Annotated in this window: 13 protein-coding genes; 7 read left to right on the top strand and 6 right to left on the bottom strand. The window is 68.8% G+C overall.

Annotated features, from left to right (window positions below):
• Window positions 1-136 precede the first annotated feature (136 nt).
• The 3 genes from ACIQBL_RS10150 to ACIQBL_RS10140 all read left to right on the top strand — a co-directional run bounded on the left by ACIQBL_RS10150 (window position 137) and on the right by ACIQBL_RS10140 (window position 2,856).
• Window positions 137-1,225, top strand: coding sequence for an S-(hydroxymethyl)mycothiol dehydrogenase (locus ACIQBL_RS10150; protein WP_401939081.1), 1,089 nt, complete (start codon window positions 137-139; stop codon window positions 1,223-1,225).
• Window positions 1,225-1,854, top strand: a complete 630-nt coding sequence (locus tag ACIQBL_RS10145; RefSeq protein ID WP_401939079.1) for an MBL fold metallo-hydrolase — start codon at window positions 1,225-1,227, stop codon at window positions 1,852-1,854. The genes ACIQBL_RS10150 and ACIQBL_RS10145 overlap by 1 nt, the downstream gene beginning before the upstream one ends.
• Before the next feature lie 87 nt (window positions 1,855-1,941).
• On the top strand, window positions 1,942-2,856 hold the full coding sequence (locus ACIQBL_RS10140; protein WP_401939077.1) for an SDR family oxidoreductase: 915 nt from the start codon (window positions 1,942-1,944) through the stop codon (window positions 2,854-2,856).
• A gap of 2 nt (window positions 2,857-2,858) precedes the next feature.
• On the opposite strand, the gene ACIQBL_RS10135 is transcribed toward ACIQBL_RS10140, so the two are convergent.
• Window positions 2,859-3,395, bottom strand: coding sequence for a hypothetical protein (locus ACIQBL_RS10135; RefSeq protein ID WP_401939075.1), 537 nt, complete (start codon window positions 3,393-3,395; stop codon window positions 2,859-2,861).
• A gap of 50 nt (window positions 3,396-3,445) precedes the next feature.
• Here ACIQBL_RS10135 and ACIQBL_RS10130 point away from each other — a divergent pair, with 50 nt between their 5' ends.
• The gene (locus tag ACIQBL_RS10130) at window positions 3,446-4,249 is read left to right on the top strand and encodes an SDR family NAD(P)-dependent oxidoreductase (RefSeq protein ID WP_401939074.1); all 804 of its coding nucleotides are present in this window, start codon (window positions 3,446-3,448) and stop codon (window positions 4,247-4,249) included.
• Window positions 4,250-4,523: 274 nt separating this feature from the next.
• Complete coding sequence (locus tag ACIQBL_RS10125) at window positions 4,524-5,219, top strand: L,D-transpeptidase family protein (RefSeq protein WP_401939072.1); 696 nt, start codon at window positions 4,524-4,526, stop codon at window positions 5,217-5,219.
• 32 nt (window positions 5,220-5,251) lie between these two features.
• Here the strand turns inward: ACIQBL_RS10125 and ACIQBL_RS10120 are convergent, their stop codons facing one another.
• From ACIQBL_RS10120 to ACIQBL_RS10105, 4 genes are read right to left on the bottom strand one after another with little or no spacing between them, the layout of a single operon-like run.
• Window positions 5,252-6,451, bottom strand: coding sequence for a Gfo/Idh/MocA family protein (locus ACIQBL_RS10120; RefSeq protein ID WP_401939071.1), 1,200 nt, complete (start codon window positions 6,449-6,451; stop codon window positions 5,252-5,254).
• A 58-nt stretch (window positions 6,452-6,509) separates the two neighbouring features.
• Entirely contained in the window at window positions 6,510-7,853 is a 1,344-nt protein-coding gene (locus tag ACIQBL_RS10115; protein WP_401939069.1) for an ABC transporter substrate-binding protein, read from the bottom strand.
• A 10-nt stretch (window positions 7,854-7,863) separates the two neighbouring features.
• The gene (locus ACIQBL_RS10110) at window positions 7,864-8,820 is read right to left on the bottom strand and encodes a carbohydrate ABC transporter permease (protein WP_401939068.1); all 957 of its coding nucleotides are present in this window, start codon (window positions 8,818-8,820) and stop codon (window positions 7,864-7,866) included.
• Window positions 8,821-8,835: 15 nt separating this feature from the next.
• The gene (locus tag ACIQBL_RS10105; protein ID WP_401939066.1) at window positions 8,836-9,753 is read right to left on the bottom strand and encodes a carbohydrate ABC transporter permease; all 918 of its coding nucleotides are present in this window, start codon (window positions 9,751-9,753) and stop codon (window positions 8,836-8,838) included.
• Window positions 9,754-9,923: 170 nt separating this feature from the next.
• Here ACIQBL_RS10105 and ACIQBL_RS10100 point away from each other — a divergent pair, with 170 nt between their 5' ends.
• Together ACIQBL_RS10100 and ACIQBL_RS10095 are read left to right on the top strand one after the other, a co-directional pair.
• Window positions 9,924-11,084: an ROK family protein gene (locus tag ACIQBL_RS10100; protein WP_401939063.1), complete on the top strand. Its 1,161-nt coding sequence runs from the start codon at window positions 9,924-9,926 to the stop codon at window positions 11,082-11,084.
• 100 nt (window positions 11,085-11,184) lie between these two features.
• The gene (locus tag ACIQBL_RS10095; RefSeq protein WP_043662304.1) at window positions 11,185-11,370 is read left to right on the top strand and encodes a hypothetical protein; all 186 of its coding nucleotides are present in this window, start codon (window positions 11,185-11,187) and stop codon (window positions 11,368-11,370) included.
• Window positions 11,371-11,520: 150 nt separating this feature from the next.
• Here the strand turns inward: ACIQBL_RS10095 and ACIQBL_RS10090 are convergent, their stop codons facing one another.
• Window positions 11,521-12,888 carry a S1 family peptidase gene (locus ACIQBL_RS10090; RefSeq protein ID WP_401939062.1) on the bottom strand — a complete coding sequence of 456 codons (1,368 nt, stop codon included), beginning with the start codon at window positions 12,886-12,888 and terminating at the stop codon, window positions 11,521-11,523.
• Window positions 12,889-13,031: the final 143 nt, after the last annotated feature.

Here is a 13,031-nt window from a genome sequence, read left to right as displayed (position 1 = left end):
TTCAGGCTACGTCGGTCACGACCCTCGGTGGCCAGGACGGTGGCGGTGACGGCCATGGTGGTCCGCGTGGCCGTTACTGATCAGTCACGCGTAGGGTCGGAGGCAGGGACAACGGCTGACGAAAGGGTTCAGGACCATGGCGCAGGAAGTGCGGGGTGTGATCGCTCCGGGGAAGGACGAGCCGGTCCGGGTGGAGACGATCGTCGTGCCCGATCCCGGTCCCGGTGAGGCCGTGGTGCAGGTGCGGGCGTGCGGGGTGTGTCATACCGATCTGCACTACAAACAGGGCGGGATCAGTGACGACTTCCCCTTCCTGCTCGGGCATGAGGCCGCGGGTGTCGTGGAGTCGGTCGGCGAGGGTGTCACCGATGTGGTCCCCGGGGATTTCGTGGTCCTCAACTGGCGTGCGGTGTGCGGGAATTGCCGGGCGTGTCTGCGCGGGCGTCCGCAGTACTGCTTCAACACCCACAACGCCGAACAGAAGATGACCCTCGCCTCGACCGGCCAGGAACTCTCCCCGGCTCTGGGTATCGGGGCGTTCGCGGAGAAGACGCTGGTGGCGGCGGGGCAGTGCACGAAGGTCGACCCGTCGGTCTCCCCGGCGGTCGCCGGACTATTGGGCTGCGGGGTGATGGCCGGGATCGGTGCGGCGATCAACACGGGCAACGTGGGGCGCGGGGACAGTGTCGCGGTGATCGGGTGCGGCGGGGTGGGTGACGCGGCGATCGCGGGGGCGCGGCTGGCGGGGGCGGCGCGGATCATCGCCGTGGACATCGACGAGCGCAAGCTGGAGACGGCGCGGGCGATGGGCGCCACGCACACCGTCAACTCCACGACGTCCGATCCGGTGGAGGCGGTCCGGGAGCTGACCGGTGGTTTCGGCGCGGATGTGGTCATCGAGGCGGTCGGCCGTCCCGAGACCTACAAGCAGGCCTTCTACGCACGGGATCTGGCGGGCACGGTCGTCCTGGTGGGTGTGCCGACGCCGGAGATGAAGCTGGAGCTCCCGCTGCTGGACGTGTTCGGGCGTGGCGGGGCGCTGAAGTCGTCGTGGTACGGGGACTGTCTGCCCTCGCGGGACTTCCCGATGCTGATCGACCTGCACCAGCAGGGGCGTCTGGATCTGGGGGCGTTCGTGACGGAGACGGTCCGGCTCGACGAGGTGGAGAAGGCGTTCGAGCGGATGCACGGCGGGGACGTGCTGCGTTCGGTGGTGGTGTTCTGATGGGCGCGCGGATCGAACACCTCGTCACGTCGGGCCAGTTCAGCCTCGACGGCGGTACCTGGGACGTCGACAACAATGTGTGGATCGTCGGCGACGACCACGAGGTGATCGTCATCGACGCCGCCCACGACGCCGACGCCATCGCGGAGGCGGTCGGCGACCGCAGGCTGACCGCGATCATCTGCACCCACGCCCACAACGACCACATCGACGCCGCACCCGAACTCGCCGACCGCACCGGCGCCACCATCTGGCTGCACCCCGACGACCTGCCGCTGTGGAAGCAGACCCACCCCGACCGGGACCCCGACGCGCATCTCGCCGACGGCCAGGTGATCGAGGCCGCGGGCGCCGACCTGAAGGTCCTGCACACGCCCGGGCACGCGCCCGGCGCGGTGTGCCTGTACGACCCCGGGCTCGGCACGGTGTTCACCGGTGACACCCTGTTCCACGGCGGGCCGGGGGCCACGGGGCGGTCGTACTCCCACTTCCCGACGATCATCGACTCGATCCGCGACCGCCTGCTGACCCTGCCGCCCGAGACGAAGGTCCTCACCGGACACGGCGACTCGACGACGGTCGGCGCGGAGGCCGCACACCTGGAGGAATGGATCGCGCGGGGCCACTGAGGTCTCGGACGGAAACCCGACACAAGGTGTCCGGCTTCTCGCGCACGATCGACAGGACACACGTCGGACGAGCACGGGAGGCCGGACATGCCGGGCCCACTGGAAGGCAAGGTCGCGCTGGTCGCGGGGGCGACGCGCGGAGCGGGACGCGGGATCGCCGTGGAACTGGGCGCGGCCGGCGCCACCGTCTACGTGACCGGCCGCACCACCCGCGCCCGGCGCTCGGAGTACGACCGGCCCGAGACCGTCGAGGACACCGCCGACCTCGTCACCGCGGCCGGCGGCCAGGGCATCGCCGTACCCACGGACCACCTGGAGCCCACGGCCGTACGGGCCCTCGTCGACCGGATCGACGACGAGCAGGGCCGCCTCGACGTCCTGGTCAACGACATCTGGGGCGGCGAGCACCTCTTCGCCTGGGACACCCCCGTCTGGGAACACGACCTCGACAACGGGCTCCGCCTCCTCCGGCTGGCCGTCGAGACGCACGCGATCACCAGCCACCACGCCCTGCCCCTGTTGCTGCGCAGGCCCGGCGGCCTGGTCGTCGAAGTGACCGACGGGACCGCCGAGTACAACCGCGACACCTACCGCGTCTCCTTCTTCTACGACCTCGCCAAGTCGTCCGTCCTGCGCATGGCGTTCGCCCTCGGCCACGAACTCGGCCCACGCGGTGCCACCGCCGTCGCGCTGACCCCGGGCTGGCTGCGCTCGGAGATCATGCTCGACCAGTTCGGCGTCCGCGAGGAGAACTGGCGCGACGCCCTGGAACACGTCCCCCACTTCGCCATCTCGGAGACCCCGCGCTACGTCGGCCGCGCCGTCACCGCCCTCGCCACCGACCCCCAAGTGGCCCGCTGGAACGGGCAGTCGCTGTCCAGCGGCCAACTCGCACCGGTGTACGGGTTCACGGACCTCGACGGGAGCCGCCCGGACGCGTGGCGGTATCTCGTCGAGGTGCAGGACGTGGGGAAGCCGGCGGACACGACCGGCTATCGGTGAGTTCAGGTGGGGGGCACGGGCGGCAGCGCCCAAGCGGCCGAGTGACCTGGCGGCAGGGCCAAGTCGTCGCGTACGGCCGCGTAGTAGCCCTGGCGCCCTTCCCGCTGTCGTTGCAGCAGGTCCTGCCACGCCTGCGGATCGTGGACGCCCTCGCGCAGGAACTCCTCCATCGCCAGTACCGAGGTGACCCAGACCCGGGCCTTCGCCACCACGTCCGGGCTGCCCAGCATGAGCAGGGTCTCTCCGGCCGGGTCGCGGGCGAGCGCGGCCTCGGCGATCAGGGGCGCCGCCTCCTGGGGTGAAAGGGGGTGCGGATGCGGGTCGTTGCGGAGGTGGGACGCGACCCGGTAGGTGAGCGTGACCGTCTGCTTGAGGACTCGTGCGTAGTCGGTGTACACCCCGAGCCGTCGCTCCTCCCAACGGGCCTCCCGCTCACGGTGGAACCTCACCCGCTCACCCCGCACGATCGCCACGTACGAGCCGAGGGCACCGATCACGACACCGATCAGCGCGGGAAGTTGTTGTACGAACGCGTTCATGTCCGCACGCTATCTGCCGAGTTGATCGTTCCGGCAGTACGTTCGGCGTCATGACCGACACAACGCGCTTCCAGGGGTACGGAGTTCTCGTCACCGGTGCGGCCCGTGGCATCGGTGCGGCGATCTCACGGCGGCTCGCCGAGGAGGCGGCGCGGGTGCTGGTGACCGACGTCGATCTGCCCGAGGCGGAGAAGACGGCGGCGGCACTGCGTGAACTCGGCCTGGCCGCCGAGGCGTTCGGCTGTGACGTGGGGGATCGGGAGGCCGTGGAGCGTGCCGTCGCGCACGCCGTCGGCACCTTCGGGTCGCTCGACGTCCTGGTCAACTGCGCCGCCCACTGCACACCCGACCTCCCGCTCTTCGAGGACGAACCGGACGACGCGTGGGCCCGCGACCTCGACATCACGCTGACGGGGACGTACCGCTGCTGCCGCGCCGTACTCCCGCACCTGGTCGCCTCGGGACGCGGGGCGATCGTCAGCATCGGTTCCGTCAACGGGGCCCAGGACTTCGGCAACCACGCCTACAGCGCCGCCAAGGCCGGACTCACCTCGCTGACCCGCACCCTCGCCGGACACGCCGGCCGGCGGGGCGTACGAGTCAACCTGGTGGTACCGGGGACCGTGCGGACCTCCGCGTGGGAGGGGCGGGACGACGAACTGGACGCGGTGAGCGGGCTGTATCCGCTCGGCCGGGTCGGTGAGCCGCAGGACATCGCCGCGGCCGTCGCGTTCCTCGCCTCGCGCGACGCGTCCTGGATCACCGGCACCACCCTCACGGTCGACGGCGGAGTCACCGCGGTCAACACCGGCTTCCACAGGGCCCTTTCAGAGCGGGCGGGCGAGGGCCAGTGAAGCGAGTGCCGCCAGCACCCGGTCCGTATGTCCGTATCGGTATCGGACGTACGCCAGTTGCTGAACGCGGCCCGGACACGCACGTCAGCCCTCACCCCGTGGCCGGGAACTCCTCCTGCGCAGGTCCCGAATGTCACGAGGTGACGAGGAAAGTCACCGTTTTGTCGCAGCGTGACCAGGACTACAACCCTCGCCCCCGCACACCGGTCTAGCTGGCGCAGAGATCGCAAGAACCGTAGGGGTTACCGCACGCGACAGAGGGAAAGGGCACGTCATGGGGGACATACGCAGACGCGGTGCCGTCGTACTCGGCATCACAGGACTGGTCGCGCCGCTCACGCTGGCGCTGGGGAGTACGCCGGCTCAGGCGGCGAGTTGTACGACGCAGGCGGGGCCATATCAGAAGCAGGTGGAGAAGTTCCTCGGCCGGCCGGTCGACGGGAAGCAGTCCGCCGCCGACTGCAAGGCCATCCGGGCCTTCCAGACCAAGCACGGCATCACGCCGAACATCGGCTACGCCGGGTCCGTCACCTGGGGCGTGATGGACCTGATGAACAAGCAGAAGGCCGTGGGCGACAAGCCCAACAGCGCCGGCAAGTGCCCGACGAACAAGGGCCGTATCGCCTGCGTCAACCTCACGCTCCAGATCAGCTGGATCCAGGACGGCAGCCGGCTGGTCTACGGCCCGGTCCCGGTGCGCACCGGCCGCAACGGCTTCGAGACCCGCACCGGCCTGAAGAAGATCTACTGGCGGGACATCGACCACGTCTCGGACATCTACAACGTGCCCATGCCGTACAGCCAGTTCTTCGACGGCGGCCAGGCCTTCCACTCGGTCAACCTCAGCATGTGGAACCCGCCCGGCTCGCACGGCTGCGTCAACATGACCCCGACCACCGCCAAGAAGTACTGGTCGCTGCTGAAGAACGGCGACGACGTCTTCGTGTACGGCCGCAAGCCGGGCACCTGACGGACAGTCACCCGGCTTGCGTACCCACGCCGTTACGCGGGCGCGTCCCCGAAGTCCGGGATCTCCAGCCTCGCCCCGCCCTGCCGTGCCGAGTCGTGCGCGACGATGCCCGGCAGGGTGTAGCGGGCCGCGACCCACGCGTTCACGCTGGGCAGGGTGCGGGAGTTGACCGCGGTCACGAAGTCGTCCGCCAGGAAGTGGTGGCTGCCCTCGTGGCCGTTGTGCAGGTTGTCGAACTCCCGCGGCAGCCGCGACCGGTCGTGCACCGGTGCCGAGCCCGAGGTGAAGGCGGCCCGAAGGTCCGGCGCGATGTGCTGAAGTGACGGATCGTCAGGAGACATGGTGGGCTTGGGCTCCAGCAACTCGCTGATGTCCCGCACCCCCTTCTTGTCCTGCCAGAAGGCCACCGTCGCGAGCTGCTCCATGCTCGCGTCGGTCCCGAAGAACCGGAAACGCGACTCCCGGATCTGTGAGGGATAGCCCACCCGCCGGAACTCGTTCGTACGGAACGAACCGCCGCCCGCCACCTCGAACAGCGCGGTGGCGTTGGAGAAGTCGTTGCCGAACTGGCTGACCTCCTTGTCGAAGACACCGTCCCCGCGCTCGTCCACGACCCCGATCGCCGACACGCTCACCGCGTGCGTCTGCCAGGCGCCGAGCACCCCGCCCACCGAGTGCGTCGGGTACAGCAGCGGCGGATAGCTGGCGGTGGCCTTCCAGTTGTCGCCACCGCTGTACTGGTACGCCTCGTAGAACCCCAGATCCATGTCGTGGACGTAGTCGCCCTCGGCGTAGAAGATCCGCCCGAAGGCGCCCTCCGCGATCTGGTTGCGGGCGTGCACGGTCGCCGGGTTGTACTGGCTTGTCTCGCCCATCATGTACGTCAGTCCGGTCGCCCTGACCGCGTCGATGATCGCCGCGATCTCCTCCGCGCTGATCGCCATGGGGACCGCGGAGTACACGTGCTTGCCGGCGCCGAGCCCCTGGAGGACGAGGGGACCGTGCGTCCAGCGCTGGGTGAAGATCGCGACGGCGTCGACGGCCTTCGACTCCAGCATCGCCTCGTACGAGGGGAAGGTGCCCGCCAGCCCTTGTTCGGCGGCCAGTTGCTCCGCCCGCTGAGGCAGGAGGTCGGTCACGTAGACCTCGCTCACGCCCGGGTGGGCCTGGAACAGTCTGGCGAACTGGCCCGAGAACTGGCCTGCTCCGACGATGCCGAGGGAGAACGTCATAGGTGCGTGTCCTTCTCTGACGAGAATTTCGCTGACACGGCGGTCGTCGACCGACGTGTCACTGACCGAGGATGAAGTTGATCTGCTTGTTGGTCCTGCCCAGGCCGCTGACGGGTGCGTCGTTGGCGTAGACGTCCTGCATGGCGGGGTGCATCAACGCGTACACGTCCGCCGCGTAGTTGGTGATCGGATAGGAGAAGGTGGTGAAGTCCTTCTTGTCCGCGACCGGCCTGGTGAAGGCCGTGACATCGATGCCTTTCTTCTTGTAGGCGGCGACGGCGGTGTCCGTGCCGTCGGGGGTCGCAGGGAACACGATTCCGTAACTGCCGACCGTTTTCTGGCATTCGTCGGAGGAGAGGTACTTGACCCACTTCTCCGCGCCGGGTTTGTTGTGCGCCTTCTTGGTGATCGAATCGGCGAGACCGTTCATCATGGTCGCCCGGTCACCGCTCGGACCGGCGGGCGTGAACGCCGTGCCGACCTTGACGCCCTTGGCCGCGTAGTACGTCGAGATCATCCACGCGCCGTCGAAGGACGTCGCCGCCTTGCCCGAGGCGATCTGCGCGTTGGCCGGGTTGGCGCCGTCGCTGAAGTCCGTGTACGGCGCGAGATAGCCCTTCTTCGCCAGCCCGAAGTACCACTTGATCACGGACTGGAAGGTCTTGCTGTCGTACTGGTACGCGGTGCCCCAGCGCTTCTTGTCGGTGTAGTTCCAGCCGGCCGACCCGGTGAAAGGACTCCACGTCGTCTGGCCGTCGGCGTCGCCCGCGCCGCCGCTGGCGAGGCCGTACGTCTTGACGTGCTTCTTGTCGAAGCCCGGCTCGTCGCCGCGCCTGCCGTTCCTGTCGACCGTGAGGTGGGCGACGGCCTTCTCGAAGGTGCCGCCGTCCTCGGGGTTCCAGGACAGGCTGTTGAGCTGATCGGCGCTCAGACCCGCCGACTCGGCCATCTTCCGGTTGTAGAAGAGGGCGACCGTGTCCCAGTCCTTCGGGGCGCCGTAGCGATGGCCGTCCTGGCCCACCCAGTTGGCGGCGAGGCCCGGCTGGTAGGCGGAGTCGTCGACGCCGAGGCCGTCGAGGGGTTCCAGCACCTTCAGGTCGGCGAACTGGCCGAACTTCTGGATGTGGTCGGTGAACACGTCCGGCTGGGTGCCCGCGATGAAGCTCGCGGTGAGCTTGGTCCAGTAGTCGCCCCAGCCCAACTGCGTGATCTTCACCTTGAGTCCGGGGTTCCGCTGCTCGAATCCCTTCGCGCAGGCCTGGTAGGCGGGGAGCTGGTTGGAGTCCCACAGCCAGTACGTCACCGTGTCCGAGGCCGACCCCACGGAGTCGCCCTTCGCGCAGCCCGCCGTCAGGGACAGCGCGAGCGCCCCGGTCAGTGTCATGACCGTACGAAATCGCATGCCCTGCCCCTTACTTGATTCCGGTGAAGCTGATGGAGCTGACGATGCGGCGCGCGAACACCGAGAAGAGCACGAGCATCGGGAGCGCGGCGATGAGGGTCGCCGCCATCAGTCCCGACCAGTCGTAGCCGGTCTGCGGGGTCTGTGAGCGGAAGATGGCCAGTGCCACCGACAGCACGCGGGAACTGTCGCTGTAGGACACCATCAGCGGCCAGAAGTAGTCGTTCCAGGAGGTGATGTAGGTCAGCACGCCCAGCGTCAGGATCGGCGTGGAGGCCATCGGCAGCAGGACGCGGAAGAAGACGCGGACCTTGCCCGCGCCGTCGAGCAGGGCGGCCTCCTCGACCTCGCGCGGGATGTTCATGAAGAACTGCTTGAGGAAGAACACCGCGAACGGCGTCATGAACATCGTCGGCAGCGCGATCCCCAACAGGGTGTCCACGAGCCCGAGTTGCTTGATGAGGACGAAGTTCGGCAGCAGGGTGAAGATCGCCGGCACCATCAGTCCGGCCAGGAACAGCCCGAACATCCGGTCCCTGCCCCGCCAGCGCAGCCGGGCGAAGGCGTAGGCGGCCATCGCGGAGAAGAACACCTGGCAGACGGTGACCAGCGTCGAGACGAGCACCGAGTTGAGCAGATAGCGCCAGAACGTCAGCCCGCCGCCCGAACCGCCCTGCGCGATCGCCTCCTTGGTCGACTGGAGGCCGAGTGCCCGCTCGAAACCGCCGGTGGTGAAGTCGACCGGAAGCGGGTCCGAGGGATGGGCGGCGAGGCCGGTGTTCGTGGAGAGCGCGGTGCGCAGGATCCAGAAGAAGGGCAGCAGGGTGATCAGCGTGATCACGGTCATCGCGGCCCAGGCGGCGATCTTGCCGACGGAGGGTCGGGGCCGGGGCGGCCGTACCGTCTCCTGCTTGGTCGTCCTCGTGGGCGTGTTGGGCACGTTGGGCGTGGTGGTCAGGGTGGCCATGTCGTCTCCTTCCGGTCAGCCGAGGTCGGTCTGGCCGGCGCGGGTGAGCCGGTACTGGAGGAACGTGATCGCGCTCAGCACGATCAGCAGGGCCACGGACATCGCGGAGGCGTAGCCGAACTGGAAGCGCCCGAAGGCGGAGCCGTAGATGTAGTACTGGAGGACGTTCGTCGCGTTCGCCGGGCCGCCCGCGGTGGTCACCGCGACCGTGTCGAACACCTGGAACGAACCGATCACCGTCATGATCAGCACGACCGCGAGGACCGGTCGCAGCAGCGGCATCGTGATCCGCCAGAACATGCGCCACTCGCTCGCGCCGTCCACCTTCGCGGCCTCGTACATGTCGCTCGGGATGGCCTGGAGCCCGGCGAACAGCAGCAGCGCGGTGTAGCCGACGTGCCGCCACACGTTGATCAGTGCGATCGTCGGGATCGCCCAGGTCCTGTCGGCGAGGAAGGGGATGTGGTCGAAGCCGAGCCCGCCGATGATCTGGTTGCCGATGCCGAGCTGGGTGTCGAGGATCCACAGCCAGACGATGCCGGCGACGACGTTCGACATGAGGTACGGCGTCAGCACGATTCCGCGCAACAGGGCGGACTGGGTGAGCCGTTGGAGCAGGACCGCGATGGCGAGGGCCGACACCGTCTGGATGCCGATGTTGATGACCACGTACTCGACGGTCACCTTCAGCGAGGACCAGAAGATGGGGTCGTGGACCATCCGGTCGTAGTTGTCGAGGCCCACCCACTTCGCCGGTGTCAGCAGGTTGAAGCGGGTGAAGCTCAGGTAGATGCCCCGCAGGGTCGGCCAGAGGAGGAAGACCAGGAAGCCCAGCAGGGCCGGGGCGATGAAGACCGCCGCCAGCCGTCCGTCGCCCCCGCCTTCACGGGCCCGCGGTGGGCGCAACGGGGGGCTGCTTGAGGCGGTGGTCATCTGGAGACTCCTTCGTCTGCGACGGCTCGTCCTCGGGTGACTTACTTTCGATGCGAAAGAATCGTGGCGTCAAGAGGTGTGCACGCATCTTTCCTGTGCGGGATTCCGGCCATAGAATGGCGTCGTTAGTTCCAGAGCGAAAAAAGCTTGCTTGTGGGAGTCTGGCACCCATGACCACACGTGCCGCCAGCTGGCAGCCGCTGAGCCCCGGTGAACGCTCCGTGGCGATCGAGGTGCTCGTCCACGGCCCGCTGTCGCGCACCGACCTCGCGCGCCGGCTCGACCTCTCTGCGGGCAGCCTCACCCGCCTCACCAAGCCGCTGATCGAATCCGGCCTGCTGGTCGAGGTCCCCGACGGCGGCGGCCCGGCCGAGGTCCGCCAGGGCCGCCCCTCGCAACCCCTCGACGTGGTCGCCGAGTCCCGCACCTTCCTCGGGTTCAAGGTCACCGAGGACATGGTCTACGGCGTCGTCACCACCCTCAGGAGCGAGATCGTCGCCCGCCTCGACCGACCGCTCACCACCCACGACCCGGCCGAAGTCGCCGACCTGCTCGCCGGGATGACCGGCGAACTCACCGCGCGCTTCCCCACCCTCACGGGCATAGGCATCGGTGTCGGCGGTCTCGTCCAGGACCGTGCCGTGGTGGGGGAGTCGGCCTTCCTGCACTGGAGCGACGTCCCGCTGGCCGAACTCGTCGAGGAGCGCACCGGGTTGCCGGTCGTCGTCGAGAACGACGTCGCCGCCCTCGTCGAGGCCGAGACCTGGTTCGGTGCCGGGCGCGGTCTCGACCGCTTCGTCGTCCTCACCATCGGCGCGGGCATCGGCTACGGCCTCGTCCTCGGCGGCAAGCGCGTGCCGTACGCCGAGGAAGACCGCGGGTTCGGCCGCCACTGGATCCTCAACCCCAACGGCCCGCTCACCCCCGCCGGTGAACGGGGCAGCGCCGTCTCGCTGTTGACCATCCCTAGCATCCGCTACCAGATCCAGGCGGCCACCGGCCACGACCTGACGTACGAGGAGATCCTCGCCCGTGCCGCCGCCGGTGAGCCCATGCCCTCCCGGGTCATCGACGAAGCGGCCCGCGCGCTGGGCGCGTTGGTCGCCCAGATCGCCAACTTCGTGCTGCCGCAGAAGATCCTGCTCGCCGGCGAGGGCGTCGGTCTGATCGGCGTCGCCGGGAAGGCGGTGGACGACACGCTCCGCGCCCACCGGCATCCGCTGGCCGCCCCGCTGGACGTCGAGACCAAGGTCTCCGACTTCCACGACTGGGCGCGTGGAGCAGCGGTGTTGGCGATCCAGGTGCTGGTGCTGGGTGTGGCCGAGGTGTGAATTGCGTTACAGGACTTGACAGATGGACGTGATCAGTAACACGGTCCGATATGTCCGGTTAGTGCGCGATTACTCACATCGCCTTCACCTGCAGCGCCGTATGCTTCACACCATGTCCACCAGTGTTGAATCAGCCACCGAGCGATCGGCAGCCGAGGTCAACGAGGAGATCAGAGCCCTGTGGCTCCGGTCGGGCGGGACACTGAGCGCCCAACAGCGCGAGGAGTACAGGCGGCTCGTCATGGAGTGGGCCGCCGCAGCTCCGCAGTCGGCCACGGCGGCCTGAGAGCCGCCCGGCCGACGCAGTGTCGTAAGGGAATCCGTCGCCCGGCCTTCCTCGTGACCCTCGGTCCAGCCGGTCGAGCCCCCGTCGACCCGATCCGTCGACCGTCGACCCGATCCCCCGTTGAACTCCCTTGAGTGACCGGCTGAGTGATCAGCCCCACATCGCCGAGTAGTGCCGCTGGAAGGCCTTGCGGTCCTGCTCGGCGCGAATCCAGCGCGTCGCCACCAGCGCGATCAGACTTCCCGCGATGACCAGCAGACCCGGTCCCACGTTCTTGGGGTCGGTGAGCCGGGACGCCAGTGTCGTCGTGCCCGCCGTGGTGTTCGTCGCCGGCGCCGAGGTCCCGGGCGTGGCCGCGCCGGCGGCTCCCGCGCTGCCGGGGGCCGAGGCGGACGGCGCGGGCGAGGCGGCCGTCTTCGGTGCCACCAGCAGCTTGACGTTGAGCGCGGCCAGCGCCTTGGTCAGCGGCTGGAAGAACGTCGTACCACCCGCCGTGCAGTCACCGCTGCCGCCCGACGTCACGCCCAGCGCGATGCCGTTGGCGAACAACGGGCCGCCGCTGTCGCCCGGTTCGGCACACACCGTGGTCTGGATGAGGCCGGTGACGGTGCCCTCGGGGTAGTTCACCGTCGCGTCGAGCGCGGTCACCTCACCGTCGTGCAGCCCGCTGGTGCTTCCGCTGCGGAACACCTTCTCCCCTACGGCCGCGTCGGCCAGGCCGGTGATGGTCACCCCGCTGCCGTTGCCGATCGCGACGACGTCCGCGCCGTCGCCCGCCGACCCGCTCGCGTACTGCACCAGAGAGAAGTCGCTGCCGGGGAAGTTGTCGGAGACCGTCTTGCCCAACTGCTGGTCGCCCTGGTTGTCGGCGAACCAGATCGATCCGACAGGCCCGCAGTGCCCGGCCGTGAGGATGAACTCGGTCTGCCCGTTGGTCACGTTGAAGCCCGCCGAACAGCGCCCGCCGGTCGACAGGATCGGCTGCGCGCCGTTGATCCGGGTCGTGAACTTGCCCTGCGTGCGCTGCATCTCCACCGAGGCGCCGATACCGCTCGCGACCTTCGTCATCGCGGTCCAGGCGGCGGCGGAGACACTGCTGTCGGCCTCCACCAGCACCTTGTTGTTCCGGTAGTCCATCGCCCACGCGGTGCCCGCCACCTTCGGCGCCGAACTCAGCGTGGTCGCGGCCGACTTCAGCTCGTTCAGGCTGTACCGCACGACCTTCGGCTCGGCGCCCGCCTTCTTCACCTCGGCCGCCGTCTTCGCATCGGTCACCGCGACGACCGTACGGCCGCCGGCGTCGACCCAACTGCCCGCCGTGCGGGCCGAACCGAGCTTCGCCACCAGGGCGGAACCCTTGTCCGCGGGTGTCTGCGGCGCGCTGAGCGTGGCGGCGGACGTGCCGGAGGAATCGCTGGCCATGGCCGCCTGGGTGACCATGGCACCTCCCAGCAGGAGTCCGCCGACGGCCGCCAACCGTGTAACTCGCCGGACGACCCGTCGTCGTGCGTGCCTCATGCATGGCTCCCGAACCCCGAACGTGCGGTGCCGAACACCGCGAGGCCCTCCGGTCGTTGAGGTGCCCTTCCTCCATACGTGGCCCGGCCCCGTCGTGTTCACCGAACGGAAGATCGGCTTCGGCTCCCGTCCTCAACAGGTCC

The sequence above is a fragment of the Streptomyces sp. NPDC088350 genome, from assembly GCF_044753545.1.
Classification (GTDB): domain Bacteria; phylum Actinomycetota; class Actinomycetes; order Streptomycetales; family Streptomycetaceae; genus Streptomyces.
Note: the sequence above shows the minus strand (reverse complement) of the source record. Positions and strands in the feature narration are given on the sequence as shown.

What these genes read in the sequence shown, in the direction of transcription:
- ACIQBL_RS10120 (WP_401939071.1), bottom strand. Translation starts at nt 6,451, where the DNA reads ATGACGTTCTCCCTCGGCATCGTCGGAGCAGGCCAGTTCTCGGGCCAG.
- ACIQBL_RS10090 (WP_401939062.1), bottom strand. Translation starts at nt 12,888, where the DNA reads ATGAGGCACGCACGACGACGGGTCGTCCGGCGAGTTACACGGTTGGCG.
- ACIQBL_RS10145 (WP_401939079.1), top strand. Translation starts at nt 1,225, where the DNA reads ATGGGCGCGCGGATCGAACACCTCGTCACGTCGGGCCAGTTCAGCCTC.
- ACIQBL_RS10150 (WP_401939081.1), top strand. Translation starts at nt 137, where the DNA reads ATGGCGCAGGAAGTGCGGGGTGTGATCGCTCCGGGGAAGGACGAGCCG.
- ACIQBL_RS10140 (WP_401939077.1), top strand. Translation starts at nt 1,942, where the DNA reads ATGCCGGGCCCACTGGAAGGCAAGGTCGCGCTGGTCGCGGGGGCGACG.
- ACIQBL_RS10125 (WP_401939072.1), top strand. Translation starts at nt 4,524, where the DNA reads ATGGGGGACATACGCAGACGCGGTGCCGTCGTACTCGGCATCACAGGA.
- ACIQBL_RS10110 (WP_401939068.1), bottom strand. Translation starts at nt 8,820, where the DNA reads ATGGCCACCCTGACCACCACGCCCAACGTGCCCAACACGCCCACGAGG.
- ACIQBL_RS10105 (WP_401939066.1), bottom strand. Translation starts at nt 9,753, where the DNA reads ATGACCACCGCCTCAAGCAGCCCCCCGTTGCGCCCACCGCGGGCCCGT.
- ACIQBL_RS10130 (WP_401939074.1), top strand. Translation starts at nt 3,446, where the DNA reads ATGACCGACACAACGCGCTTCCAGGGGTACGGAGTTCTCGTCACCGGT.
- ACIQBL_RS10095 (WP_043662304.1), top strand. Translation starts at nt 11,185, where the DNA reads ATGCTTCACACCATGTCCACCAGTGTTGAATCAGCCACCGAGCGATCG.
- ACIQBL_RS10115 (WP_401939069.1), bottom strand. Translation starts at nt 7,853, where the DNA reads ATGCGATTTCGTACGGTCATGACACTGACCGGGGCGCTCGCGCTGTCC.
- ACIQBL_RS10100 (WP_401939063.1), top strand. Translation starts at nt 9,924, where the DNA reads ATGACCACACGTGCCGCCAGCTGGCAGCCGCTGAGCCCCGGTGAACGC.
- ACIQBL_RS10135 (WP_401939075.1), bottom strand. Translation starts at nt 3,395, where the DNA reads ATGAACGCGTTCGTACAACAACTTCCCGCGCTGATCGGTGTCGTGATC.